This window comes from Rhizobium glycinendophyticum, assembly GCF_006443685.1.
Lineage (GTDB): Bacteria > Pseudomonadota > Alphaproteobacteria > Rhizobiales > Rhizobiaceae > Allorhizobium > Allorhizobium glycinendophyticum.
Genome location: NZ_VFYP01000001.1, coordinates 2,825,663 through 2,851,865 on the forward strand (window position 1 = coordinate 2,825,663; position 26,203 = coordinate 2,851,865).

Below are 26,203 nucleotides of genomic sequence, written 5' to 3' on the forward strand. Positions count from 1 at the left end.
GGCGCTCGGAGGCAACTGCGCTCGCTTGGACTGCAACGGCTGCCAATTTGCCGCGTTTTCCTCTATACCGGTAGTCAGACAAGAGGACATGACATGGACTTATCCCCCCGCCGCAGCGACCTGAAACAGGCAACCAGCCAGGCGCATCAGGCTCTCGACGATCTGATCGGGGCATTCGTGACGGCGGAAGACTATGCGCGTTATCTGGAGGGCATGGCCCGCTTCCGGTTGCCCGTAGAAGCCTGGCTGGCCACCCAAACGCTGCCAGCAGGCTTCGAAGACTGGAAGCCGGGCCTCTATGGCGAAGAACTGACCGCCGACCTTCGGGTCCTTGGCCTTGCGCCTCCCGACGAGCTTGAAGCGTTCACGCCGCCACCCGGCGACGGACTGCTGGGACTTCTCTATGTGCTCGAAGGCTCGGCCCTCGGCGCCAGGCTTCTCGCGAAACGGGCAGAAGCAATCGGGTTTACCGAGAGGAACGGCGCGCGCCATCTTTTTGCTCAGGCGCGGAACTTTTCGAACTGGCGTGCGTTTTCGGACCGTATGGAGAACGTGTGTGTGTATGACGAACGGGCCGCTGCAGCATGGGCCGACACCGCTTTCGACTATGCTCGCAACGCCTTCGAAAGTGTTCTGAATGCCAACCGTGCCTACCGTCGATCTGTCGAACTGCGACCGTGAACCCATCCATATTCCCGGAAGCATTCAACCACACGGCTGCCTGCTTGCCTGCGATCCGGCCATTACCACTGTTCGCCGGTATTCCGCCAATGCTGGCGGCATGCTGCGTCTGGACGGGAATCTGAAGAACCGGCAAGTCGCCGATCTCCTGGGCGAGGAAGCGACCCACGACCTGCGCAATGCCATTGCCCAGGCGCCGGATTCCAGCCGCCCCGCCGTGATTGCCCATTTGCGCCTCCCCAATGGCGATCACTTCGACATTGCCGTGCATCGCCAGCAGGATGGCGCTATCCTCGAGTTCGAGCCGTCCCTGCGCCGCACGCAACCGCTTCAACTCGCCCGCGAGATGATCGGCCGCATCAAGGACATCACCGATATCGACCTGTTGATCGCCTCCTCCGCCAAGCTCGTGCGCTCGGTCCTCGGTTACGACCGCGTCATGATCTATCGCTTCGAGGAGGACGGTTCAGGCAAGGTCGCAAGCGAAGCCAAGCGTGTCGATCTTGAAAGCTTCCTTGGCCAGTATTTCCCGGCCACAGATATCCCCCGCCAGGCCCGTATTCTTTACATGCAGAACCCGATCCGCGTCATCTCCGACGCGCGCGGTACTCGGGTGGATCTGCTTCCGCAAGACGATGAAGTCCGTCAGCCTCTGGACCTGTCCTTCGCCCATCTGCGCAGCGTATCCCCGATCCACTGCGAATATCTGCGCAACATGGGGGTCGCGGCCTCCATGTCGATTTCGATCATCCTCGACAACCAGCTTTGGGGCCTGATCGCATGCCATCATTATGCGCCGAAGACGCTGACTATGTCGGAGCGGATCGCGGCCGAAATGTTCGGCGAATTCTTCTCGCTGCATCTGCTGGCCCTGCGCCAGAAGCGTAAGCTCGACACCGCCAACGAGGCCCGTCGAGCCCTCGACCGGTTCCTCCAATCGGCGTCCCACCAGACGGATGTCGATCGGATTCTGTCCGGCGCCCTGCCGGAATTCCAGAAACTGCTCGCCTGCGACGGCGTCGGCCTGTGGATGAATGGGCGATGGACCGCCATCGGTGCTGTTCCACCGGCGGGTGAGGAAGTAGCCCTCGCGACTTTCGTCAGTGCAACCTCGGAAGGCCGTATCTGGGGCACGAAGTCCCTCTCCGCCGTTTTCCCGGAAGCTGAGTATCCTGAAACAGTTTCCGGCGTGCTTGCCGTTCCGCTGTCGCAGATCCCGCGCGACTATCTCTTCTTCTTCCGCAAGGAGAGACTTCAGACGTTGAACTGGGCCGGCAATCCGGAAAAGACCTACGAAACAGGCCCTCTCGGCGATCGCCTGACACCGCGCAAGAGTTTCGCCATCTGGAAGGAGACGGTGCGCCATCAGGCAGAACCGTGGCAGGATGCCGACATGGAGATTGCCGAGGCTATCCGCTCGGCCACCGTTGAGATCGTCCTCCATCACAACGAGCTGATGCAGGAAGAGCGCAGCAAGGCGGATGTTCGCCAGCGTATGCTGAACGAAGAACTCAATCACCGGGTGAAGAACATCCTCGCCGTCATCAAGTCGTTGGTCGCTGCTCCGGGCCAGGAAGAGGTGCCGATCGAGCATTACATCGGCTCGTTGCGGGGGCGCATCCATGCGCTCTCCCACGCCCATGACCAACTAACCCGCGGCGGCGGGGGCGGCTCGTTATACGGCCTGCTGCAGGCGGAACTCCTGCCCTATCGCGCCGGTTTGCAAACGCTTTCGCTGACAGGCGGGCCCGTGACGCTGGATGCGCGCGCCCATGCGGTCGCCGCCCTCGTTATTCATGAGCTCTGCACCAATGCCGCCAAATACGGCGCTCTGTCGCGCCTGGGGGGATCGCTCATCGTGGAATGGCAGCGGGCAGAAGAGGATGACTGCGTCATTCGCTGGCAGGAAACGGGGGGGCCGACAATCGGTCCGATCGGCCGCAAGGGATTTGGCACGGCGCTCATCGAGCGCAGCATTCCCTACGACCTTGGCGGATCAAGCCATCTCGACTATAATCCGGAGGGACTGGCGGCGGAGTTTCGCATTCCGGGTCGCTTCCTCACCTGGGAGACAGCCGAAATCACCGAAGAGAAGCCCGTCGAGACCATGATGCCATCAACCGAGAGCCAACCGCTCCAGGACGGCCTGCCCGTCCTCCTCGTCGAGGACCAGGTCCTGATCGCCATGGACGCGGAAATGATGCTGGCCGATGCCGGGATCGAGAACGTCGTGACGGCAAGTTCAAGCGCTGACGCCTTGAGCCGTCTGAAGACATTTACACCGGCGATCGCCATCCTCGACATCAATCTCGGGCGCGACACATCCGTTCCGGTCGCCGAAGAGTTGACGAGACTCGGCATCCCCTTCGTCTTTGCCACTGGCTACGATGATCGGTCGATCGTACCCGATGGATTTGCCGAAGTGCCCGTCGTTCGCAAGCCCTATGACTCAGGCGCCCTGCTCAAGGCTCTGTCGGACCGGCTGCGAGCGACTGCGTAGAACGTCTAAGACCAAAGGAGCAGCACGAGCCGCTGGGAACCCCTGCAGATACAGGGTTGCCAGACGCATGCACACGGCATATGTTCTCATTTTGTTCCATAAGTGAGACCTTTCATGCGACTGCTCGAGCAATTCATCGTCGAGGCGAAGGCAGCCTGTTACGTAGGCGGCAAGGTTGTGGAGCCGCGAGCATCCCGGCACGGGGCGCATGACCTGAACTACGCGCGTGGCGCTTTTCGCTATCTCGACAGCTATTTCGGCGGCACCGATTTTATCGGGCAAGAAGTCGTCTGGAAGGACGAAGAGCCCGTCTGGGCGCTCAACTACTACGGCCGCATACTCGATCCTGAAGGGATTGACGGACAGCGCGCGGGGAACATCATCCAGAAGGCCCTGGGCGCGCTTTACCAGGAAGGCCGCTTCCTCGGTGGCTTCACCTTCCAGCACCCATTGGGCGAATATGTCGACGAATCCGTCGGCGACGCCGCAAGCTTCCAAGGCATCGAACGCATCCTGGTTGGCGGACGACTGGCCTATCGCCTTGATTACCACGGAGGGCTAATAAAACCCTGAGGCAGAAGCGACGGCCCAGTCTCTGCCCTTGCTATTCCGGCCAATCCCGTGAAAATGCCTAAACCTATGTCATTTTCAATCAGGCGCTAGAATTTAGGCATGCCGGCACGCCAACGCATCATCCCTGTCCGCCGCGAATACAATCGCTGGGTTGGCAACCAGACGCTGGAAGACTATGCGCTGCGCTTCACCGCGAAAAGCGCCCGTAAATTCTCTTCCAGCCGCATCTCCCAGACGGCGATCGGCGCGATTTCCTTCCTGGCGCTGGAGGCGATCGGCGGCACGATCACGATCGCCTATGGCACGACCAACGCCTTCTTTGCCATCGTCGTGGCGGCAATCCTGATGCTGCTGGTCGGCGTCCCGATCAGCAAATATGCCATCCGCCACGGCGTCGATATCGACTTGCTGACCCGTGGCGCCGGTTTCGGCTATATCGGTTCCACCATCACCTCGCTGATCTATGCCAGCTTCACCTTCATGCTCTTCGCCATCGAGGCGTCGATCATGACGAAGGCCCTGGAGCTCGCCTTCGGCATACCGCTGTGGCTGGGCTACATCATCTCCGCGGTCGTCGTCCTGCCGCTGGTGACCTATGGGATCCGGCTGATCTCGAAGTTCCAGCTGCTGACCCAGCCTTTCTGGATCGTGCTGAACGTGCTGCCCTTCGTCTTCATCGCTTTTCTCGATTGGGAAAAGATCGACCTCTGGCGCGCCTTTGCCGGCATCAACCATTCCAATGCTGGCCTCGGCCACGCCGCCCCCTTCGATCTCCTGGAATTCGGCGCAGCATCGGCCGTCATCCTGGCGCTGATGCCGCAGATTGGCGAACAGGTCGACTTCCTGCGATTCCTGCCGCCGGAAGGCGCTCGCAAGCTGCATCACCGGATCGCAATCTTTCTGGCTGGTCCAGGATGGGTCGTGCTCGGCGTACCGAAACTGCTGGCCGGCTCCTTCCTCGCCGTGCTGACGCTCTCGACCGCCGTACCAATCGGCGAAGCCGCCGACCCGGCCCATATGTATGTCGCAGCCTTCGGCTACATGATCCCGAACGACACGGCTGCCCTGATGTTGATGGCCGCTTTCGTGGTGATCTCGCAGCTGAAGATCAACGTGATGAATGCCTATGCCGGCTCGCTGGCCTGGTCGAACTTCTTCTCCCGGCTCACCCACAGCCATCCGGGCCGGGTCGTCTGGCTGGTCTTCAACGTGGCGATTGCGCTCCTCCTGATGGAACTCGGCATCTACGGACTGTTGGAGCAAACCCTCGGTATCTTCTCTATCATCGCAATGAGCTGGCTCTGCGCCATTTCCGCCGATCTCTTCATCAACAAGAACCTCGGTTTGTCGCCGCCTGGCATCGAATTCAAGCGCGCCCATCTCTACGACATCAACCCGGTCGGTTGCGGGACCATGCTCCTCTCGGCAAGCCTGGCGCTGGCCGCCCATTTCGGCGCCTTCGGCGATTTGATGGCGTCGCTGTCGACCTATGTCACGCTCGTCGCCTTCGTCATCTCCCCGTTGATCGCCTGGGGCACGGAAGGCAAGTTTTACCTCGCCCGCAAACCCCGCCATAGCTGGAAGAACGTCACGAGCATTACCTGCTCGATCTGCGAACATCCTTTCGAGCCTGAAGACATGGCCTGGTGCCCGGCCTATGCCGCACCGATCTGCTCGCTCTGCTGCACGCTCGACAGCCGCTGTCACGACATGTGCAAGCCGCATGCAAAGATCAACGCCCAGGCGGGCGCCGTTGCCCGCACCTTCCTGCCGGCGGTCCTGCTGGAAAAATTCTCGACCCGCCTCGGCCGCTACGCCCTGACCGCTCTCGCCTCGATCTCGCTGATCGGCTCGATCCTGGCGCTGATAGCCCATCAGGTGAATGTTGCGACCCCTGAAATGACCGACGTCGTCAACCGCACGGTGTTGGTGGTCTTCTTCATCTTCGCCATCATCGCCGGCATCGTCTCCTGGTTCTACGTGCTTGCCCATGACAGCCGGCTGGTGGCCGAGGAAGAATCCTCGCGTCAGAACACGCTGTTGCTCAAGGAGATCGCCGCCCACCGCAAGACGGATGCCGCTTTGCAGAACGCGAAGGAAACGGCAGAGGCCGCCAACCGCGCCAAGAGCCGCTATGTCGTTGGCCTGTCGCATGAGCTCCGCACCCCGCTCAACGCCGTGCTCGGCTATGCCCAGATCCTGGAGCGCGACGAGACAATCCCGGTGCCACGCCAGTCCGCGATCAAGGTCATACGCCGCTCGGCGGATCATCTTTCCGGCTTGATCGATGGCCTCCTGGACATCTCGAAGATCGAGGCTGGCCGCCTACAGGTCTTCTCGAACGAAGTGAACATCCAGGACTTTCTGGACCAACTAATCGACATGTTCGCGCCCCAGGCCGCTGCCAAGGGCATCCTCTTCGAGCATCAGCGCTCGCGCAACCTCCCGCTTTATGTCCGCACAGACGAGCGTCGCATTCGCCAGATCCTCGTCAATCTCCTGTCCAACGCCATCAAGTTCACCGACGAGGGCACGATCCGCTTTACGGTCGATTATCGCAGCCAGGTGGCGACCTTCACCGTCAGCGACACCGGCCGCGGCATTGCGGAAAAAGATCTGACCCGCATCTACGAACCCTTCCAGCGCGGCGAGGCCGACAATATTCGCCCGCAGCCGGGCCTCGGCCTCGGCCTCACTATCACCAAGCTGCTCACCCAGACGCTGGGCGGCGAGATCTCCGTCGTCAGCGAACGCGATAAGGGGTCAACCTTCAAGATCCGCCTGATGTTGTCGGCCATCGACCGGCCCAACACCGCACCCGCGCCGGAACGAAAGATCGTCTCCTATACCGGTCCGCGCCGCACCATCGTCGTCGTCGATGACAACGAGGATCACCGCGAACTGATGCGCGAGGTGCTCGCCCCGCTCGACTTCGTGGTCTTGACCGCAGCCGGCGGTCCGGAATGCCTGACCCTGATCGGCGGGGTGAAGCCGGACCTCTTTCTCGTCGACATCTCCATGCCCGGCATGAACGGCTGGCAACTGGTTGAAAAGCTGCGCGATGTCGGCCAGAAGGCGCCGATCCTGATGCTGTCAGCGAATATCGGCGACGCGCCTGCCCCCGGTGGCGAAGGCCATGACGACGCGATCACCAAGCCGGTCGACATTTCCCGTCTGCGCGACAAGCTTGCCCGCTTCCTCGGTCTCGACTGGATCTATGCCGACGATCCCCGCCTGCTCCAGCCGGCTCTCCACCCGCAAAAGCCTGTATCGCCTGGAGCGGCGCACCTTGAAGAGTTGCTGAGCCTCTGCGACATCGGCTATATCCGCGGCATTGAGGCCAAGCTCGCCGAACTGGCGGGACTAGGGGGCCACGCAGCCTTTGTCGACACCGCCCGCGCCCATGTGCAGGCTTTTGACCTCGCCGGCTTGCGCAGCTTCCTGACCTCCTTTGAAACCGACAGGGAGGTCATCCATGGCTGAGGCCATCAGGCGCGATATTGTCCTCCTCGTCGACGACAGCCCGGACGCGCTCGGCTTTCTGACCGAAGCGCTGGAAGCCTCTGGCTATTCGGTGCTGATCGCCACATCAGGCCATGCAGCGCTCTCGATCGTCGCCCGCATCAGCCCCGATCTGATCCTGCTCGATGCGGTCATGCCCGGCATGGACGGCTTCGAGGCGTGTCGCGCGTTGAAAGCCGACCCCGTCGTCGCCCAGGTGCCCGTCATCTTCATGACGGGCCTGACAGAGACCGAACATGTGGTGAAGGCTCTCGAAAGCGGCGGCGTCGATTACCTGACCAAGCCGATCAATATCGACGAATTGCGTGCCCGCATCCGGGTGCACCTGTCGAATGCCCGCTCCGCCCAGAGCGCTCGCGTCGCCCTCGATGCCGCCGGCCGCCATCTGCTGGCCATCCGGGGCGACGGTCAGGTGCACTGGACGACACCTCAGGCCAACCGGCTGATCGAGACCACAACCGGCCATGCCGATGGCATCAGCGCCGTCGCAAAAGCCGCAGCCGCCTGGCTCGTGCACAAGCGCAGCAGTGTCCAAACCTCCGGCGATACCAGCTTTCCCTTCCCCGGCACATCGGGTCTTCCGCTCACGCTTTCGCTCCTCGGCACCATCGGAACGGATGAATACCTCTTCCGTCTCACCTCGGCCAATCGGCAGAGCGAAGACGAGATCCTGCGCGCCAGCTTTGGTCTCACTCACCGCGAAAGCGAGGTCCTGCTGTGGATCGCCAAGGGCAAGGCCAACCGGGACATCGGCGAGATCCTGGGCTTGTCCTCGCGCACCGTGAACAAGCACCTGGAACAGATCTACGCAAAACTCGGTGTCGAGAACCGAGCTTCCGCGGCGGTGAAGGCGGCGCATGTTTTGCGGGAGGGGTGAGCGGGCCGGTAGGGGCGAATAGCGAATAGCGAATAGCGAATAGCGCAATTTCCCGCGGTCGACGGGTCAATCCATCTTCAACGCTCCAATGGACCCTAATTTTCGTATGGGACCGGCCGGCCAGAGGACTGGCCCACACCCTCCAACCTATTCGCTATTCGCTACTTCCACCCTCCAAACGCAGAAAACCCGGCACAAGGCCGGGTTTCCATCAAACCGCGATGCGGATCGATTACTTGTTCTGGAAGTACGAGTACTTGCCGTCCTCGCCCTTCTTCCAGGTGTACATGACATAGTCCGGACGGGTGATGTCGCCCTTCGCGTCGAAGCCGAGTTCGCCGATAACGGTCGTGTACGGGCCCTTTTCCTTGAGCGCGGTCGCAACAGCTTCCGAGTCATTGGTAGCGGCAGCCTTGGCGGCTTCTGCGATGACCTGCAGAGCAGCGTAGGAGTACAGCGTGTAGGCTTCCGGTTCGAAGCCGGCGTCGCGGAACTTCTTGACGGCGTCAGCAGCGTTCGGGTTCTGGCGCGGATCCGGCGGGAAGGTCATCAGCGTGCCGTTGACTGCGTCACCGGCGATCGAGGCAAGCTCGTTCGAGGTGATGCCGTCGCCGGACATCATGGTTGCGGTCAGGCCCTGCGAAGCCATCTGGCGCAGGATGAGACCAGCTTCGGTGTGCAGACCGCCGAAGTAGACGACGGAAACGCCGGCTTCCTTCATCTTGGCGATCAGAGCCGAGTAGTCCTTTTCACCTGGCGTGATGCCTTCGTAGATCACTTCGGTGATGCCGAGCTCGTTCATCGCCTTCTTGGTCTCGTCAGCGAGGCCCTGACCGTAAGGCGTCTTGTCGTGAACGACAGCGACCTTGGCGTCCTTGAAGTTGTCGGCGATGTACTTACCGGCAACAGCGCCCTGCTGGTCGTCACGGCCGCAGGTGCGGAAGGTGTTCCACAGGCCGCGCTCGGTGAACTGCGGGTTGGTCGAAGCAGGCGTGATCTGCAGGATGCCGTTTTCAGCATAGACTTCAGAAGCCGGGATCGAAACGCCCGAGTTGAAGTGACCAACGACGAATTTCACGCCGTCAGCAACGAACTTGTTGGCAACCGAAACGCCCTGCTTGGCGTCCGACACGTCATCGCCGAGCACGATCTTGATCTGCTCGCCGTTGATTCCGCCAGCGGCATTGATATCGGCGGCAGCCTGTTCGGCGCCCTTCTGGAGCTGTGCACCGAAGGCAGCGTTCGGGCCGGTCAGCGGACCGGCAACGCCGACGAGGATGTCAGCCCAGGCGTTGCCGCTGAAGGCAACCATGGCCGACAGCGCAACCGCCGAGAGGAGAGACTTCTTCATACTGTTACTCCCAGTTTTTTATGCGGGTTTGGGTTTAGAAACCGTGCGCAACACCCGCTCTCACTGCGCCGGAAAACTGTTCCACTCATTATTTCAAGCCGAGGCTCTCTATCGCCAATCTGTGACAGAAAACAACACCTTGTCAATCTTTCTTCTTCCACGAAAGATACGATGTTCTCTCATAGAGCCAGTAGTAGTTGTCGACCATCTGAGTGGCCCTGCGCGCCTGGAAACCAACCAGTGCCCAGACGAGAAGAAGCACCACGTCGATGATGTAGAAGAACGGGCTTATGAACGGCCCGCCGAACAGCGAGAAGTGCAGAAATCGCATCGCAAAGCCGAGGCCGAGCGCATAGACGAAGACGGTGCCGTAGCCCTGCCAGTTCTCGGCGGCCGCCCTGCCGGAGCGCCATGCGGTCCAGAAACCCAGGAGCAGCACCAGAAACCTCAGCACCATGCGTACGGTGGTGTCGCTTTCGAAAAACAGTCCTTGCATGTCAAATCCTCCGCACGCTCAATGATGGCCGCCTTCGAGATAGGCCGCCCGGACCGACGGATCGGCGAGCAGTTCCTTGCCCGTGCCGCTCATGGTGACATTGCCGTTCACCATGACATAGGCCCGGTCGGAGAGCTTCAGCGCCGCAAAGGCGTTCTGCTCGACGAGGAAGACGGTGAGCCCCTCTTCCTTGTTGAGCCGCTTGATCTGCTCGAAGATACCCTTGACGATCAGCGGTGCGAGGCCGAGCGACGGCTCGTCGAGCAGGAGCAGCTTCGGACGCGACATCAGCGCGCGGCCAATGGACAGCATCTGCTGTTCGCCGCCGGACAACGTGCCACCGCGCTGCGCCTGACGTTCCTTGAGCCGCGGGAACATGGTGAAGACCTTCTCCACGTCCTCGGCAAAGAACTTCATGTTGTCGAGGCCCGCACCCATCTGCAGGTTTTCCATGACGGTCATGCGCGGGAAGATACGGCGCCCTTCCGGCGACTGGGCGATGCGGCGGCGCGCAATCATGTGCGTCGGCAGCTTGGTAATGTCCTCGCCGTCGAAAATCACCTGGCCGGCCCGCGCCTGCGGGCTGCCGCAGATGGTCATCATCAGGGTGGACTTGCCGGCACCGTTGGCGCCGATCAGCGAGACGATTTCGCCCTTGTGCACCTCGACGTTGACGCCAGCCAGCGCACGGATATTGCCGTAGTAGGTCTCGACAGCGGAGACCTTGAGAAGCGGTTCAGAGGACATCAGGCTTCTCCTCCGGCAATCGCTTCGACTTCGTGGATCACTTCGTCCAATTCTTCATCCTCGACACCCAGATAGGCCGCGATGACCTTCGGGTCGTTCTTCACATGATCAGGCGTGCCGTCGGAAATCTTCTGGCCGTATTCCAGAACCACGACGTGGTCAGAAATCTGCATGACCACGGACATGTCGTGCTCGATGAGAAGCAGCGAGGTACCTTCGTCGCGGATGCTCCTGAGCAGCGTGTTCAGCGCCAGCGATTCCTTCGGGTTGAGACCGGCGGCCGGCTCGTCCAGGCAGAGCAGCTCCGGACCGGTGCACATGGCCCGGCAGATTTCCAGACGACGCTGAGCGCCGTAAGGCAGGTCCCCGGCGGGGTCGTCGGCACGGTCGATGAGATCGGCCTTCTCCAGCCAGTAGCGGGCTTTCTCGATCGCCTCGCCTGCAGCCTTCTTGTAGGCCGGCAGGCCGAGCAGACCGAGCACCGTGTAGCCCGACGCCTTCATCAGCGCATTGTGCTGGGCTACCAGCAGGTTTTCGAGAACCGTCAGGCCCGAAAACAGCCGAATGTTCTGGAAGGTACGCGCGACCTTTGCCTTTTTCGGGATTTCGAAATCGGGCAAGCGCTCCAGCAGAAACTGCTCGCCTGACTTCTGGGTCAGCGTAATCATGCCCATCGTCGGCCGATAAAAGCCGGTGATGCAGTTGAAGACAGTGGTCTTGCCGGCGCCGTTCGGTCCGATCAGCGCGGTGATCTCACCGCGCTTGGCTTCGAACGAGAAGTCGTTGATGGCCATCAGACCACCGAAGCGCATCGACAGATGCTCGACTTTCAGGATGGTATCGTTGCTCATTGTCGTGTTCCCGGAGGTCATCAGCCGTGACCCTCCTTGGTGAAGCTGCCGGAGACGGCCTTGCGCTCCTTAAGGAAGGCCGTCGGCTCTCTGCTGCCGACGAAGCCGCGCGGCTTGAACAGCATGACCACGACCATGGCCAGACCGAAGAGCAGCATGCGGTAGAGTTCCGGCGTGAAGTCTTCACCGAAGATGTGCTTGAGGAACTCCATTTCGCGCAGCGCTTCCGTGCCGCCGACCATGACGATGGCAGCGACCGCGATACCCGTCAGCGAACCCATGCCGCCGAGGACGACGATGGCGAGGATGACGGCGGATTCGAGGAAGACGAAGCTTTCCGGCGAGACGAAGCCCTGGCGAGCAGCGAAGAAGGAGCCGGCAAAACCGCCGAACATTGCACCGATCGCAAAAGCGGTGAGCTTGGTCGTGACCGTGTTGATGCCGAGCGAGCGGCAGGCAATTTCGTCCTCACGCAGCGCTTCCCAGGCGCGACCGATCGGCATGCGCCGCAGTCTGATCGTCACATAGGCGGTCAGGCAGCAAAGAGCCAGGATCACGTAGAAGAGGTAGATCTTGTAGTAAGCAGACGACATCGGCAGGCCGAAGGTCTTGGCAAACCCGCCGGCAGACGCATCGAAGGGAATGCCGAACAGCGTCGCCTTCGGAATGCTGGAGATGCCGAAGGTGCCCTTGGTGACCTCCTGCCAGTTGATCAGCACCAGTCGGATGATTTCACCGAAGGCCAGCGTCACGATGGCGAGGTAGTCGCCCTTTAGCCGCAGCACGGGGAAGCCGAGGATGATGCCCCAGAAGGCGGCGAGAATGCCAGCCAGCGGCAACAGCAGCCAGAAGGACAGGCCGAAATTCTGGGCAAGCAGCGCATAGGAATAGGCGCCGACCGCATAGAAGGCGACGTAACCGAGATCGAGCAGGCCCGCGAGGCCGACGACGATGTTAAGCCCCCATGCCAGCATGACGTAGATCAGGATCTGAATGCCGAAGTTGTCGACATATTTCAGTGCACCCTGCGTGCCGGAAAGGTAGACGATGACCGGCGGATAGAGAATGAGCGCCACGAGCGCGATCTTCAGGAAATGCGTCTTGAAGAAGCTTGGGCTCGCGTCGATGTCGTGCACCGGCATCGACGCAGACTTCTTTTCCTTGCGCTCGGCGAGCCAGGGATAGACGAATGCGACGAGCGCGAAGCGACCGACGGCGGCAATGCCGACGAAGACGGCCAGGAGGCCGGGGCGCGTGTACCAGATCAGCTCGTTGGCCATGTTCTGGTCGGTCTTGATCCCGATATACAGGATGAAGAGGCCGAGCGCGAGAATGCCGGCGAACAGGCCTTCCTTCAACGCGCGCGCCATCGTGCCGGACGAAGCGGCACCGTTTGCATGTGCAGATGTTGTCATCGGATCAAACCTTCTCGACTTCCGGTCGACCGAGGATGCCGGTCGGCTTGAAGATCAGCACGAATGCCAGGATGCCGAACGTCGCGACGTCCTTGTAGGCGATGCTGAAGTAAGCGGACCACAGCGACTCGATCAGGCCGATCAGCAAGCCACCCAGAACGGCGCCCGGCAGCGAGCCGATACCGCCCAGTACCGCGGCCGTGAAAGCCTTGACGCCGGGAATGAAGCCGTCGTTGAACGAGGCCACGCCGTAATACATCAGATACATCGTGCCGGCGACGGCCGCGAGAGCCGCACCCATCACGAAGGTGACGGAGATCGTGCGGTCGACGTCGACGCCGAGCAGCGCCGCCATCTTGCGGTCCTGTTCGGTCGCGCGCTGGGCGCGTCCAAGCGGCGTCTTGTTGACGATGTACCAGAAGGCCGCGAGCAGCACGGCCGTGATGACGACGATGATAACCTGCTTCAGGGCGATCGTCACATTGCCGATGTGCACGACGTCGCTGACCAGCGGCGGGATCGGCTTGTTGCGCGGACCCTGCGAGATCTGGATGAAGTTGGACAGCACGATCGACATGCCGATCGCGGTAATCAGCGGCGCGAGGCGGAACGAGCCGCGCAGCGGACGATAGGCCACCCGCTCGATCGTCCAGTTCCACAGTCCCGTCATCAGCATGGACACGACCAGCATGATCAGCAGCGCAAGCGCAACCGGAATGCCGGCGAAGAAGGTGGTCAGGATGAGGAAGACGATCAGGGCGGCGAAGCCGCCAAGCATGAAGATGTCGCCATGGGCGAAGTTGATCATGCCGATGATGCCGTAAACCATCGTATAGCCGATAGCCACGAGGCCATAGATGGATCCAAGAGTCAGCCCGTTGATGAGCTGCTGGATGAAGTACTCCATATATTATCCCCCGGACGCGCCTGAGTGTTGCGTCTCATTTTGTTGTCCCATGCAGCCATGGGTATGAGGGGGATTCCATATCGTTTTGTCGGAAAATGTGAAGCCAAAAAGGCAAAAGGTGGACAAAATGTTACTGTTAACCAACAGTTTGGCACCGCTCCGATCAGCGAACACAAAAAAGCGGCAGAAAAAGTCTATGAAATCAGCAGGTCACCGGAGGCGACCTGCTGAGCGTGAACGAGGGCTAATGCAAGCCCATTTTTGTCAAAAACGGTTCAGTTTCTCATTCGCGACCCATTTGCGTCAAAAAGCGGCTGCGGCTGCAGGCGGGCGGGCAGGATGTCCCCAAGAATTTCCACGCTCCAGCCCTCGACCTCGTCGGCGATTTCCTTCGGCACGTATCCGAGCGCAACCGAGACACCGCTGGCATGCGCATAGCCACCCGAGGTGACCCATCCGCAGACCTCGCCCTGATAAGAAATCGGCTCGTCGCCGATGACATCGGCGTCCTTCGCATCGACGATGAAGGTCTTCAGTCGGAGCGCCCCACCCGACAGCTTCTCTTCCATCGCCGCCTTCTTGCCGATGAAGTCCGCCGGCTTCTTCAGGGCGACGAAACGACCGAGCCCGGCCTCATAAGGACCGTAAAGCGGACGGTATTCCCGCGACCAGCTGCCGAAGGCCTTTTCGAGACGCAGCGCATTGAGCGCCCGAAGCCCGAACAGCGAGATGCCGAATTCGGCACCGGCCTCCATCAGTGCGTCGAACAGATAGCGCTGATATTCCGGCCGCATCCAGATCTCGTAGCCGAGGTCACCGGTATAGCTGACGCGTCCGACGATCGCTGGCGCCATGCCGAGATCCATTTCGCGGATCGCCATGAAGGGCATGGCTTCGTCGGAGACGTCCAGATGGGTGAGCTTGGCCAGCACGTCGCGCGCCTTGGGCCCTGCGATCGACAGGCCCAGCAGACCGAGATTGAGCGGCTCGACATCGACAGAACCGTCATCGGGCAGATGGCTCTCGAACCAGCGCATGTGATAGTCCTCGGCGATGCCGGAGCCGATGACGAGGAAATCCTCGTCGTCCATGTTGGCGACGGTGAAGTCGCCGATCAGTTTACCGGCCTCATTGAGCATCGGCGCCAGCGCCATGCGGCCGACCTCCGGGATCTTGCCGGCCAGAATGTGGTCGAGCCAGTCCTTTGCCCCCTCCCCGCTTACCATGTATTTGGCAAAGCCCGAGGTCTCCATCAGGCCGACGCTGTCGCGCACGGCCTTGGCCTCGCGGCCCACCGCCTCGAAATCGGTCGAGCGGCGCCAGGAGAACTTGTCCTCGACGCCTTCTGGCGCAAACCACAGCGGCGTTTCCAGACCATAGGACGCGCCGAAGACGGCACCGGCACTCTTCAGCTTGTCGTAGATCGGCGTGGTCAGCAGCGGACGGGCGCCCGGAAGCTCTTCGTTCGGATAACGGATCGAGAAGCGACGGGAATAGTTTTCCCGCACCTTGGCATTGGTATAGGCGAGCGTCGCGTAGTCGCCGTAGCGGCAGACATCCATGGCGAAGACATCGAAGCCAGGATCGCCGTTAATGATCCACTGCGCGAGCGCCAAGCCCACGCCGCCGCCCTGGGAGAAGCCCGCCATGACCGCGCAGGCCGACCAGAAATTAGTCATGCCGCGCACCGGACCGACGAGCGGATTGCCGTCCGGCGAAAAGGTGAAGGGGCCGTTGATGATCTTCTTGATGCCGGCATTGTTGAAGGCCGGGAAATGGCGGAAGCCGACTTCCAGCTCGCCCGTGATGCGCTCGAGATCTTCGGCCAGCAGTTCATGGCCGAAGGTCCAGGGCGTCTCGATCGGCGACCAGGGACGGCAGTCCTTTTCATAGGTGCCCATCAGCATGCCGTTGCGCTCCTGGCGGATATAGATCTCGCCGTCGAAGTCGACGCAATGCATCAGCTCCTTGCCGGTCGTCTTGTTGAACTCGATGACCTCGGGCATATCCTCGGTGATCAGATACATGTGCTCCATGGCGAGCACGGGCAGTTCGAGCCCGACCATGCGGCCGACTTCGCGCGCCCAGAGACCGGCGGCGTTCACCACATGCTCGGCGCGGATTTCACCCTTGTCGGTGATGACGCGCCAGGTGCCGTCTTCGAGCTGCACCAGATCCTCGACCTTGGTATGCAGATAGATTTCCGCGCCGTTCTTCTTGGCCGACTTCGCATAGGCATGGGTGGTGCCATAGGGGTCGAGGTGGCCCTCGTGTGGGTCGAAGACAGCACCGACGAACTGCTTGGGGTCGAGGAGCGGCATCATCTCGTGCGCTTCCTGCGCCGAAATCAGCGTCGCCTCGCCGCCGGCATATTTGCCCTTGGCCAGCAGCGACTTCATCCAGTCGAAGCGCTCCTTGGTGGCCGCGAGCATCAGGCCCGATGTCATGTGCAGGCCGATGTCCTGGCCGGAATATTCCTCGATCTCCTTGTAGAGCTCGACCGTGTATTTTTGCAGCTTGGCGACGTTCGGATCGCCATTGATCGTGTGCATGCCGCCCGCCGCATGCCAGGTCGAGCCGGAGGTGAGCTCGGAGCGCTCCAGCAGCACCACGTCGGTCCAGCCGAACTTGGTCAGGTGGTAGAGGACGGAACACCCGACGACACCCCCGCCGATGACGACGACACGTGTATGGCTCTTCATGGAAATTCTCCGGTTTCAGGCGCGTAAAGGACCGGCCGCGCCGCCAGCATGGCGCGGCACACTGCCATCAGCCTAATAAGAATCCGGAAGGGCCAAAAGTCCGTTCTGCGAAGCGAAATGTCGCTTCCATCGTAATTTTTGGCCCGTCCGCGCCATGCATCGGCGCGTCGATCGAGTCCGTTCGGCCGTTTGGTCAACGCCGCAAGACGGTGCGGCAGATCAGGTCCATCACCAGCGGCACCCGCCCGCGCAGTTCCTTTTCCAGCGTCTCTGTCGGCAGGTTCAGCATCAGCGCCCTGAGGTGGATCGAGCCGAGCAGCGTCGAGACGAGCAGGTCGGCGGCGGCCCGGCTGTCAAGGCCCGGCGGCAGCCGCAGCGATTGGTCGTTGGCGAGCGCCCGTGCCAGATGGCTCATCGTCTTTTCCACGCAGTCCCGATAGAAACGCTGTGCCAGTTCCGGATACTTGACCGACTCCGCGATCACCAGCCGGGTGAGCGTGATCTGGCGCGGTGACAGGATGGCGCCGGCGACGTCCTGCAGCAATCGGGCCAGACGCTCGTCGGGGTCCTCTCCGCCCGCCCCCGGCCCGCTGTCGATGACCGCGACATCGTGGCTTTCCACAAGCGCCCCGAACAACGACGCCTTGTCCGGAAAGAATTTGTATACCGTCTTCTTAGCCATGCCGCAGACGCGGGCCACCTCTTCCATGGTTGCATCGCCGTAGCCCGCAGTCTCGAAGACCGTTTCCGCAGCCTGTAATATCAAAAGCTTACGGTCTTCGTCGGAGAGACTTTGCGCTCGACGCACCATTGCTGAAGCCATTGCCATGCGCAGTCCACCCAAGATTTCCGTTGACAATAAGAAACGATTCCGTTTCCACTTCGCATAAGGAAACGATATCGTTTCCATCACCGTGTTTCAATCCCTGCCCCTGAAGAGACAGCCGTCATGCAGCACAAGAACACCGCACTCGCGATCGCTCTGGGCGCCATTTGTGCGCTCGGCCCCTTCGCAACCGACATGTATGTCGCTGCCATGCCGCAGATGGCCGAAGACCTGTCGGCGACGGATGCGAGCATTCAGCTGAGCATGATGACCTATTTCGCCGGCTTCACGCTGGGCCAGCTGTTCTATGGCCCCGTCTCCGACAAGACCGGCCGCAAGCCGATGATCTATCTGGCGCTCGTCATCTTCATTCTCGCCTCTGCCGGCTGCGTCTTCTCGACGAGCGCGCCGCATCTGCTGATCTTCCGTTTTCTCCAGGGCATCGGCGGATCGATCGGCATGGTCATCGCGACGGCCACCATTCGCGACGTCCATACCGGCCATGCCGCAGCCAGGCTCATGTCGCGCGTTGTCCTGGTCCTCGGCATCGCTCCGGTCCTCGCGCCCCTGCTCGGCAGTTTCGTCCTGCAGATCGGCGACTGGCGTCTGATCTTCGCTCTTCTCGGAGCCATGGGCGTCGTCGTTGCGGTCATCGCCGCGACCCTGCTGCCGGAGACCCGGATGGCGGAACTGCGCGCGAAAAGCCGCCCGAGCACCGCGCTGCACTGGTACGCACGCCTCCTCTTCACCCGCAGTTTCATCCCCTATGCCGGAGCGCTCGCCCTCGCTCAAGGCGGCTTCTTTGCCTATATCGCCGGTTCGTCCTTCGTCCTGATCAATGTCTACGGGCTTTCGCCGATGGCCTATGCGATCGTCTTCAGTCTCAATGCCATCGGGATTGGCCTCGGCGCGCAGCTGGCGCCCCGGATTGCCGAGCGCATCGGTGTGCGCGGCGTGGTCAAGCTCAACGCGACCGCCTATGCCGGCGCCGGTCTGCTGCTGCTCGGCCTGCAGTTGTCCGGCCTGGCCGGCCTCATTCCCGTCTGCATCCTGCTCTTCGTCATGGTCATGGCCGTCGGCGGGATCATGCCGACCTGCAATATCCTCGCCATGGAAGCGCATGGGGCCATTTCCGGCACGGCGGCCGCCCTGATGGGAGCACTCGGCTTCGGCGCCGGCGCCCTCGGCAGCTTTGCGATCGGGATCCTCGACGATGGCACGGCCCTGCCGCTGATCGCCGTGATGACGGCCTGTGCGGTGGCGACCGCGCTCGTCGCCGTTTTCACCTTCGGCGGGTCCCGTGTCCCGCACGAGGTCGCCGTCTGAGCGATCGCCACGCACCGGTTGCCGGTCGGGCCGCACTGGGTGCACCTTGGCGACCCCCGTTAACCGCGCCTGAGCGTAAACTCGGTCAGTTCCGCCGGCACGCCGAGCCTCAGCGCAAAGCCCGGCCACAGCCCCGTGCCGTTGTTGACGTAGAGCTGCATCTCCCCGACCCGGTAGAAGCCGGAGACGTAACCATTGTTCGCCCGGGCAACGATCCGGTCGAGGCCGCGCACCATGCCGCCATGGGTGTGGCCGGAGAGTTGCAGGGCAATGCCGTGCTTTGCGGCCCGTTCCGCCATGCGCGGCTGGTGGTCGAGGAGGATGACGGGGGCATCCTGAGGCGCGCCACGCAGCGCCCGTCGAAGATCCGGCTCGACAGCGCCGGTAAACCGCGCCGAAAGATCCGTCACACCGGCGATGACGAGCCTGCCCTCGCCGCGCTCGATGACGTGATGCTCATTGGCCAGGATGCGCATGTTGAGCGACGGGAAGTGGCCGAGCCAGCGATCGACATCGAAGAAATACTCGTGATTGCCGGGCACCGTCAGCACGCCATGCCGCGCCTTCAGAGCTGCAAGCGGCGCAATGTCCTCGCGGCGGATATCAAGACTGCCGTCGATCAGGTCGCCGGTGATGACGATCAGATCGGCGTCCAGCGCATTGGTCTTCTCGACCACGGCGCTTGCCCACCGGCCGGTAAACAGCCGGCTGATATGCATATCGGTCAGCTGCACCATCCGGTAGCCGTCGAGATCAGGCGCAAGGCCGGGGATCTGAACCTCGATCCGCTTCACTTTGGGCACGCGGATCGCTTGGCTGATACCGAAACTCGCCATCAACAGCGCGGCAATGCCCATCGCGTATCGCACCTCCGGCGGCACGACCGGAAACGACCAGGTGACGGCAAAGATCAGGATGCAGATCAGATCGAGGAGCACCTGCATGGCCGCCAGCAGCACGATCGCTCCGAAAAACAGGTTGAAGGCGATCACCAGCGGCCGCGGAAATTCAGGCGCAAAGATCGATCCGGAGGTAAAGCGGCTGAACAGGTGATATTGCGAGGCAAACAGCAGGAGGACGGCGAGCGCGACTTCCACCCACCACGGCCACGGCAACGGCACGATGAAGCGGGAGACCACGATCAGCCATGGCAGGGAAAACATCAGGTGAAACATGTGGGGCGCGGGATCCTTTTTGCCTGAAACGCAGAAACTGCGCAGGCAGTTCACCCGAACATAGGGAGGGTCAGTCCTTCACGCAAACCCCGCCGTCAGCGCAAACTCACGTCCCATCTCGCGCACCTCGTCGAACAGGAAACCCGCAAAGCTGCGCATGACCACAATCTCGAACGCATCCTGCCCCGTGCGGGCGAGGTTCGCCGCGACATGGCAGATCTGGCAATTGCTCGACTGGCCGATGTCAAAGATATCGGCATGCAGGTCGACCGCCGTGCATTTGGCAAGGATCGACCGGACCTTCGGCCCATGGATGCGCAGCACCACGCGCCCGTCGCTCTGGTCGACGAAGGCGGCGCGGGGGCTGCCGAGGTCCGACAGCTGCCGCGCGATCGTATCAGCGGCAACGGTCTCACTGACGACGAGCCATTCGCCCGGTCCGCAGAAACGGACATGCACGTCTTCGAGATTGGTCAGCGCCTCGTCGATGTCGGCCTCATGGCCGGAATGGGCGAGCACGGAAAACACGGAGACGGCCCGGAGGATGGCGAGATGATGAGGGTTCGGCGTCGCCTCGAAACCGGAAATGTGGTCCTCGAGCACGTGACGGGCGGCATAGGTCACCGGCATGGCAGGATCCTCACAGGTTCAGTTTCTTGTTGTCGGGGTCGTAGAAGACGGGGCTGACGACTTCCGCCAGAACTTCCGAACCGCGCAAGCCGTCCCAGACGACGATCTTCTCGCCCAGCCGCTCGCGCCCGGATTTGAGGAAGGCAAGCCCGATAGTATGCCCGAGCGTCGGCGAATGGCAGACGGAGGACACCCAACCCTGGTCGTTGAGCGTCGACGGCTTGATATTTTCCTTCAGAAGATGCGCGCCCGCCTTGAACTCCTTGTCCCGATCGACAGGCTTCAGGCCGACGAGTTGCGGACGGTCGGCAGCGGTCAGGCCGAAGCGGCTCGACAACCGCTTGCCGATGAAGTCGGGCTTCTGGGTCGAGAACATCTTGCCGAGGCCGACATCGTCGGGCGTCGTGCGACCGTCGATTTCACTGTGGGTGATGAAGCCCTTCTCGATGCGCAGCACGTTGAGTGCCTCGACGCCGTAAGCGCAGATGCCATGCGGCTTGCCGGCCGCCATGATCGCGTCCGCAACCGCCTCGCCGTAATTGGCGGGGACCGCCACTTCAAAAGCGAGTTCACCGGAGAAGGAGATGCGGAAGAGACGCGCCTTCAAGCCGCCCTTGAGCAGCACTTCACGGGCCGAGAGGAAGGGCAAGGCCTCGTCGGAGATATCATCCTCGATGATCTGTTCGAGGATGATCCGCGCCTTGGGCCCCGCGACCGACATCTGCGCCCACTGATCTGAGGAGGAGACGAAGCGCACGTCGAGATCAGGCCAGAGAACCTGGGAGCAGAATTCCAGATGCGTCATCACCTCGCCGGCATAGGCCGTCGTGGTTGTCATGAAGAAATGCTCGTCCGACAGCCGGCTCGTCGTGCCGTCATCGTAGATCATCCCGTCTTCGCGCAGCATCAGCCCGTAGCGCGCCTTGCCCACCGGCAGCTTGAGGAAGGCGTTGGAATAGACGCGGTTCAGAAATTCCGCAGCATCCTTGCCGAAGATCTCGATCTTGCCGAGCGTCGAGACATCGCAGATGCCGGCATTGGCGCGGATGTTCAAGACTTCGCGGTCAACGGCCTCGCGCCAGGTCTTCTCGCCATCGCGCGGGAACCAGGAAGAGCGATACCAGAGGCCGGATTCGACGAAGACGGCGCCGTTTTTCTTCGCCCAGCCATGCAGCGGCGAGGTGCGCACGGGCCGCGAATGTTCACCGCGCGAGGTGCCCGCCATCGCCCCGAATGAAACGGGTGTGTAGAACGGCCGGAAGGTGGTGGTGCCGATTTCGGCCGGCGAGACACCACGCATGCCGGCCATGATGCCGATCGTCGCGACGTTGCCGAGCTTGCCCTGATCGGTCGCCATGCCGCCGGTCGTGTAGCGCTTGGTATGCTCCACATGCCCCATGGCCTCGCGCTGGGCAAGGCTCAGGTCCTTCACATGCACGTCGTTCTGAAAGTCGACAAAGGCCTTGGACCTGGCGCCCGGCACATACCAGAGCGGCGCAAAGCTCGCGTCGAATTCACCCTCGACTTGCGGAACGTCCACATTGCCGACGAGACGACCGAGATCACCGATCGCCTCATGGGCCTTGTCAGCGCCATCGCGCAACACGGCGGCAAGCGAGGCATGGCCGGCAGCGGAGCCTGCAATCCGCAGCCCCTGCCCCACATCGGGCGCCAGGAAGGCCTGATGCTCGTCCGACCAGGTGGGCTTGGCGCCGCGCTGGCAGGCGAGATGCACGATCGGGCTATAGCCGCCGCTCATCGCCAACGCATCGCAGGCAATCTCTTCCTGATGCCCGACGCGTTCGGCAATCAGCCCCTTGATCCGGTAGTACCCCTTGGTGTCGATGACGGAGCCGCCGCGAATGACCCGTACGCCTGATGGAGCGACATCAGACGAGTGTGTCCGCCCGTCGATGATGGCAGCGACACCCACACCGGCAGCGACCAGATCGGCCGCCGTGCGATAACCCGCACCGCCATTGGTGAAGATGGCGACGTTCCGGCCGGCTGCGACACCATAGCGATTGAGATAGGTCCTGATAGCACCCGAGGTCATCACACCCGGCTTGTCGTTGCCGCCGAAGACAAGCGGCCGCTCTTCCGCGCCCGAAGCGAGGATCGCCCGCTTGGCGACGATGCGCCAGACGCGCTCGACCGGCAGTTCACCGGACGGTTGGGCGACATGCTTCTGAACTTTTTCGACGGCGCCAAAGACATTGTCGTCATACCACCCGAACACGGTGGTGCGCGGCATCAGCGTGACGTTCGAAAAGCTCTTCAGCTCCTCGACGACGGAAGCGGCATAATCGGCCGCCGGCACCCCGCCCACGGTGACGCGTTCCGAAAGGAGCGATCCACCAAGCCGGAATCCTTCATCCGCCAGAATGACGCGCAGCCCCGCCCGCGCCGCGGCCCGTGCTGCCATCAGGCCGGCCGGACCAGCGCCGATCACCAGGAGGTCGCAATGCGCCCAGGCCTTTTCGTAGCGATCGGGATCTGCCAGGAACGGCGTTTTGCCGAGGCCGGCGGCTTTCCGGATGATCGGCTCGTAGAGCTTTTCCCAGAAGGCTTTCGGCCACATGAAGGTCTTGTAGTAGAAGCCGGCCGACAAGAACGGCGACAACAGGCTGTTGACCGATCCGATGTCGTATTTCAGCGACGGCCAGCGGTTCTGACTATTGGCCTCCAGCCCCTGATAGAGCTCGGCAACGGTGGCCCGCGTATTCGGCTCGGTGCGACCGTCCTTGCCGATCGTGACCAGCGCATTCGGCTCTGCCGAACCGGCCGTCACAATGCCGCGCGGACGGTGATACTTGAAGGAGCGCCCGACCAGCAGCTGGTCGTTGGCGATCAGCGCAGAGGCCAGCGTATCGCCCTCGTATCCTGTATAGGTCTTGCCATCGAAGGTGAAGGAAAGTGTGCGCGCGCGGTTGACGAGCCCGCCGGAAGACAGCCTGAAGCCACTCATCGTGCGGCCTCCTTCGCGTAAGTACTCGCATCCGTCACGCTATAAACCTCGTGGCTCGATGCGTTGTCGCGCTCGACCACCAGCCAGCGCCGGCAACCAGCAGTGTGATGCCAGTGCTCGATGATCCGGCCCTTCGGATTGTCGCGGATGAAAACGTAAGCGTTCCAGGCATCGTCGGGCGCGCCGGCAGCCGGGCGAACCGGGCTTGCATCACCGCGAATGCTGAACTCTTCCTTGGGACGGACGCCGCAATGCGGACAGGTAATCAGGCTGGCCATGGCGATGTCTCAATGCAGGTTAGGTTGTGGACCCTTGCCGCCTTCGTCAACGGCAAAACCGCGCTCGAAGCGGTCGAGGCGCAACAGGCGGGCCACGGGATGGGGTTCGTTCTTGGCAATCAGATGGGCAAAGCAGAAGCCGGACGCCGGTGTTGCCTTGAAGCCGCCGTAACACCAGCCGCAATTCAGGTAGAGATTGTCGATCGGCGTGCGGTCGATGATCGGCGAGCCGTCCATCGACATGTCCATGGCGCCACCCCAGGCGCGCAGCACGCGAACCCGGGACAGACCGGGAATCAGCGACACGCCCTCCTCGATCGTATGTTCGACGGTCGCGAGATTGCCGCGCTGGGCATAGGACGAATAGTAGTCGATATCGGCCCCGAAGACCAAACCACCCTTGTCGGACTGCGAGATATAGAAGTGTCCGGCGCCATAGGTGATGACATTGTCGATCACGGGCTTGATGCCTTCCGACACGAAGGCCTGCAGCACATGCGTCTCGATCGGCAGGTCGAGGCCCGCCATCTTGCCGGTGACGGATGTATGGCCGGCGGTCGCCAGCGCCAGCTTGTTGCAGCCGATGAAACCTTTGGTCGTTTCGACGCCGGTCACCTGGCCGAGCTCGTCGCGGCGGATGCCGGTCACTTCGCAATGCTGGATGAGATCGACGCCACGCTCGTCGGCACCGCGCCCGTAACCCCAGGCAACCGCGTCATGACGCGCCGTGCCGCCGCGCTTCTGCAACAACCCGCCCAGGATCGGGAATCGCGCATGGTCGAAATTCAGATAGGGCATCATCTGACGCACCTGCTCGCGGTCGAGCAGTTCGGCGGCCACCCCATGCATCATCATCGCATTGCCGCGCCGCGCATAGGCGTCGCGCTGGCCGTCGGAATGGAAGAGATTGACGATGCCGCGTTGGGAAACCATGGCGTTGTAGTTGAAGTCCTGTTCCAGGCCTTCCCACAACTGCATCGACAGTTCGTAGAAGGGCTCGTTGCCCTCGAGCATGTAGTTCGAGCGGATGATCGTGGTGTTGCGCCCGACATTGCCGCCGCCGAGATAACCCTTCTCGATCACGGCGACATTGGTGATGCCGAATTCCTTTGCGAGATAATAGGCCGTCGAAAGGCCGTGCCCGCCACCGCCGACGATGATGACATCGTAATGCGGTTTCGGCTGCGGCTCGCGCCACATCGGCGCCCAGTTCCGGTTGCCGGAAAGCGCCTGGCGGAAGATCGAAAGGGCGGAATAACGCATCGAACAACCTCTGCAAATGTCGCGTCACATTCGCATAGGCGTCACAAAGAGCAAGCGCGATCAGGACAAAAACTATGCTGTTTGAGACATGGAACACAGGTTTGAACGCAGTGCAGCAAGAAGGACGCAGCACGAGGACAAGGACGCATCGAGGCTTCACAAGCCGCGCCCCTCGCTCTAGATCGGTTTTCTGAAACAAACAGAAATGCCACAGGAGAGCCCCATGCCGCCGATGACGGAAATCTTGAAGCTGTTTGAACAGACAGCGCTTTCCGTTGGAGGCATCATTCTCGATATCTACCGCGCAGGACCCGACGTCCGCCTGAAGGGCGACAAGACGCCGGTGACGGAGGCAGACGAGGCCGCAGAACGCATCATTCTCTCAGCGCTTGCAAGGGATCTGCCCGAAATTCCGGTTGTGGCCGAGGAAGAAGCGGCGGCGGGACGGCTCCCCGACATTTCCGCTGGTCGTTTCATCCTTGTCGATCCGCTCGACGGCACGCGCGAATTCATCGGCGGACATGACGATTTCACCGTCAATATTGCACTCGTCGAGAACGGCGAGCCCATCGCAGGCGTCGTCTATGCCCCGGCTCTCGGCACCGCCTATCTGGGCGCCGAAGGCAAGGCAGAACGTCTGGCTGTCGGCGCAAGTTTCGAGGTCAGCGAACGCCGACCGATCCGCACGCGTCTGCGCCCGCCGGCTCCGTGCGCTCTGATCAGCCGCTCGCACAACAGCGAAGCGACCATTGCCTTCATTGAGGAGGCCAGCATTCCCGAAAGGCGTGCCGTAGGCTCGTCGCTTAAATTCTGCCTGCTGGCGGAAGGCAATGCTGATGTCTATCCGCGCTTCGGCCGCACCATGGAATGGGACACCGCAGCCGGCGATGCCGTTTTGCGGGCAGCAGGCGGTATCACCGCCACGACCAATGGGGCGCCGCTCACCTATGGCAAGCGCGAACAGGACGATGCGCCCTTTGCCAATCCCAACTTCATTGCCTGGGCAGACCCGCACAAGCGGGGATGAGTTTCAGGAATTTCCCTTTGTAATCAAAGAGCCGCCGTGTATTTCATCCCCCACCCGCGACGGGGCCGCATACTTCTCCTCCATCGCC

General features: G+C 61.8%; 20 protein-coding genes and 2 pseudogenes. 9 read left to right on the top strand and 13 right to left on the bottom strand.

From position 1 onward, the window contains the following. Positions 1 to 93: 93 nt before the first annotated feature. The 6 genes and pseudogenes from FJQ55_RS13865 to FJQ55_RS23995 form a co-directional block, all read left to right on the top strand. Positions 94 to 681 carry a biliverdin-producing heme oxygenase gene (locus FJQ55_RS13865; protein ID WP_140828731.1) on the top strand — a complete coding sequence of 196 codons (588 nt, stop codon included), beginning with the start codon at positions 94 to 96 and terminating at the stop codon, positions 679 to 681. Continuing rightward, the gene (locus FJQ55_RS13870; RefSeq protein ID WP_140828733.1) at positions 638 to 3,181 is read left to right on the top strand and encodes an HWE histidine kinase domain-containing protein; all 2,544 of its coding nucleotides are present in this window, start codon (positions 638 to 640) and stop codon (positions 3,179 to 3,181) included. Before FJQ55_RS13865 ends, FJQ55_RS13870 begins: the two co-directional genes overlap by 44 nt. A gap of 114 nt (positions 3,182 to 3,295) precedes the next feature. Further along, positions 3,296 to 3,754, top strand: coding sequence for a DUF5680 domain-containing protein (locus tag FJQ55_RS13875; RefSeq protein ID WP_140828734.1), 459 nt, complete (start codon positions 3,296 to 3,298; stop codon positions 3,752 to 3,754). A 99-nt stretch (positions 3,755 to 3,853) separates the two neighbouring features. After that, positions 3,854 to 7,237: a hybrid sensor histidine kinase/response regulator gene (locus FJQ55_RS13880; protein ID WP_140828736.1), complete on the top strand. Its 3,384-nt coding sequence runs from the start codon at positions 3,854 to 3,856 to the stop codon at positions 7,235 to 7,237. Next, positions 7,230 to 7,722: pseudogene (locus tag FJQ55_RS23990) on the top strand (response regulator); the annotation flags it as partial. The gene FJQ55_RS13880 and the pseudogene FJQ55_RS23990, both read left to right, overlap by 8 nt. Positions 7,723 to 7,865: 143 nt before the next feature. Next, positions 7,866 to 8,153, top strand: a pseudogene (locus FJQ55_RS23995) (helix-turn-helix domain-containing protein); the annotation flags it as partial. 232 nt (positions 8,154 to 8,385) lie between these two features. Here the strand turns inward: FJQ55_RS23995 and FJQ55_RS13890 are convergent. From FJQ55_RS13890 to FJQ55_RS13915, 6 genes are all read right to left on the bottom strand, one after another. Then, the gene (locus tag FJQ55_RS13890; protein ID WP_140828740.1) at positions 8,386 to 9,504 is read right to left on the bottom strand and encodes a branched-chain amino acid ABC transporter substrate-binding protein; all 1,119 of its coding nucleotides are present in this window, start codon (positions 9,502 to 9,504) and stop codon (positions 8,386 to 8,388) included. A gap of 142 nt (positions 9,505 to 9,646) precedes the next feature. Further along, positions 9,647 to 10,000 carry a DUF6867 family protein gene (locus FJQ55_RS13895; RefSeq protein ID WP_140828742.1) on the bottom strand — a complete coding sequence of 118 codons (354 nt, stop codon included), beginning with the start codon at positions 9,998 to 10,000 and terminating at the stop codon, positions 9,647 to 9,649. Positions 10,001 to 10,018: 18 nt separating this feature from the next. Further along, a complete protein-coding gene (locus FJQ55_RS13900; RefSeq protein ID WP_140828744.1) occupies positions 10,019 to 10,747 on the bottom strand; it encodes an ABC transporter ATP-binding protein in 729 nt (242 codons plus the stop codon). Further along, positions 10,747 to 11,619, bottom strand: a complete 873-nt coding sequence (locus FJQ55_RS13905; RefSeq protein ID WP_140828746.1) for an ABC transporter ATP-binding protein — start codon at positions 11,617 to 11,619, stop codon at positions 10,747 to 10,749. The genes FJQ55_RS13900 and FJQ55_RS13905 overlap by 1 nt, the downstream gene beginning before the upstream one ends. Further along, a complete protein-coding gene (gene livM, locus FJQ55_RS13910; protein WP_140828748.1) occupies positions 11,619 to 13,013 on the bottom strand; it encodes a high-affinity branched-chain amino acid ABC transporter permease LivM in 1,395 nt (464 codons plus the stop codon). The genes FJQ55_RS13905 and livM overlap by 1 nt, the downstream gene beginning before the upstream one ends. 4 nt (positions 13,014 to 13,017) lie before the next feature. Further along, entirely contained in the window at positions 13,018 to 13,920 is a 903-nt protein-coding gene (locus FJQ55_RS13915; protein WP_140828750.1) for a branched-chain amino acid ABC transporter permease, read from the bottom strand. 24 nt (positions 13,921 to 13,944) lie between these two features. On the opposite strand from FJQ55_RS13915, the gene FJQ55_RS13920 reads away from it, so the two are divergent. Next, positions 13,945 to 14,151, top strand: a complete 207-nt coding sequence (locus FJQ55_RS13920; RefSeq protein ID WP_140828752.1) for a hypothetical protein — start codon at positions 13,945 to 13,947, stop codon at positions 14,149 to 14,151. Between the two features lie 44 nt (positions 14,152 to 14,195). Here FJQ55_RS13920 and FJQ55_RS13925 read toward each other — a convergent pair whose 3' ends face one another. Beyond that, on the bottom strand, positions 14,196 to 16,622 hold the full coding sequence (locus FJQ55_RS13925; RefSeq protein WP_140828754.1) for a GcvT family protein: 2,427 nt from the start codon (positions 16,620 to 16,622) through the stop codon (positions 14,196 to 14,198). Positions 16,623 to 16,815: 193 nt separating this feature from the next. Next, positions 16,816 to 17,451 carry a TetR/AcrR family transcriptional regulator gene (locus tag FJQ55_RS13930; protein WP_161596986.1) on the bottom strand — a complete coding sequence of 212 codons (636 nt, stop codon included), beginning with the start codon at positions 17,449 to 17,451 and terminating at the stop codon, positions 16,816 to 16,818. 120 nt (positions 17,452 to 17,571) lie between these two features. Between FJQ55_RS13930 and FJQ55_RS13935 the strand changes: the two genes are divergently transcribed. After that, positions 17,572 to 18,774, top strand: coding sequence for a multidrug effflux MFS transporter (locus tag FJQ55_RS13935; protein WP_140828758.1), 1,203 nt, complete (start codon positions 17,572 to 17,574; stop codon positions 18,772 to 18,774). A 59-nt stretch (positions 18,775 to 18,833) separates the two neighbouring features. Here FJQ55_RS13935 and FJQ55_RS13940 read toward each other — a convergent pair whose 3' ends face one another. From FJQ55_RS13940 to FJQ55_RS13960, 5 genes are all read right to left on the bottom strand, one after another. Beyond that, complete coding sequence (locus FJQ55_RS13940) at positions 18,834 to 19,949, bottom strand: metallophosphoesterase (protein ID WP_140828759.1); 1,116 nt, start codon at positions 19,947 to 19,949, stop codon at positions 18,834 to 18,836. 78 nt (positions 19,950 to 20,027) lie between these two features. Continuing rightward, positions 20,028 to 20,579, bottom strand: coding sequence for a sarcosine oxidase subunit gamma (locus FJQ55_RS13945; protein ID WP_140828761.1), 552 nt, complete (start codon positions 20,577 to 20,579; stop codon positions 20,028 to 20,030). Positions 20,580 to 20,589: 10 nt separating this feature from the next. Continuing rightward, the gene (locus tag FJQ55_RS13950) at positions 20,590 to 23,547 is read right to left on the bottom strand and encodes a sarcosine oxidase subunit alpha family protein (protein WP_140828762.1); all 2,958 of its coding nucleotides are present in this window, start codon (positions 23,545 to 23,547) and stop codon (positions 20,590 to 20,592) included. Further along, a complete protein-coding gene (locus FJQ55_RS13955; protein WP_140828763.1) occupies positions 23,544 to 23,825 on the bottom strand; it encodes a sarcosine oxidase subunit delta in 282 nt (93 codons plus the stop codon). Before FJQ55_RS13955 ends, FJQ55_RS13950 begins: the two co-directional genes overlap by 4 nt. A gap of 9 nt (positions 23,826 to 23,834) precedes the next feature. Next, positions 23,835 to 25,088 carry a sarcosine oxidase subunit beta family protein gene (locus FJQ55_RS13960; protein WP_140828765.1) on the bottom strand — a complete coding sequence of 418 codons (1,254 nt, stop codon included), beginning with the start codon at positions 25,086 to 25,088 and terminating at the stop codon, positions 23,835 to 23,837. A 232-nt stretch (positions 25,089 to 25,320) separates the two neighbouring features. Here FJQ55_RS13960 and cysQ point away from each other — a divergent pair, with 232 nt between their 5' ends. Then, positions 25,321 to 26,115, top strand: a complete 795-nt coding sequence (gene cysQ, locus FJQ55_RS13965) for a 3'(2'),5'-bisphosphate nucleotidase CysQ (protein WP_140829300.1) — start codon at positions 25,321 to 25,323, stop codon at positions 26,113 to 26,115. Positions 26,116 to 26,203: the final 88 nt, after the last annotated feature.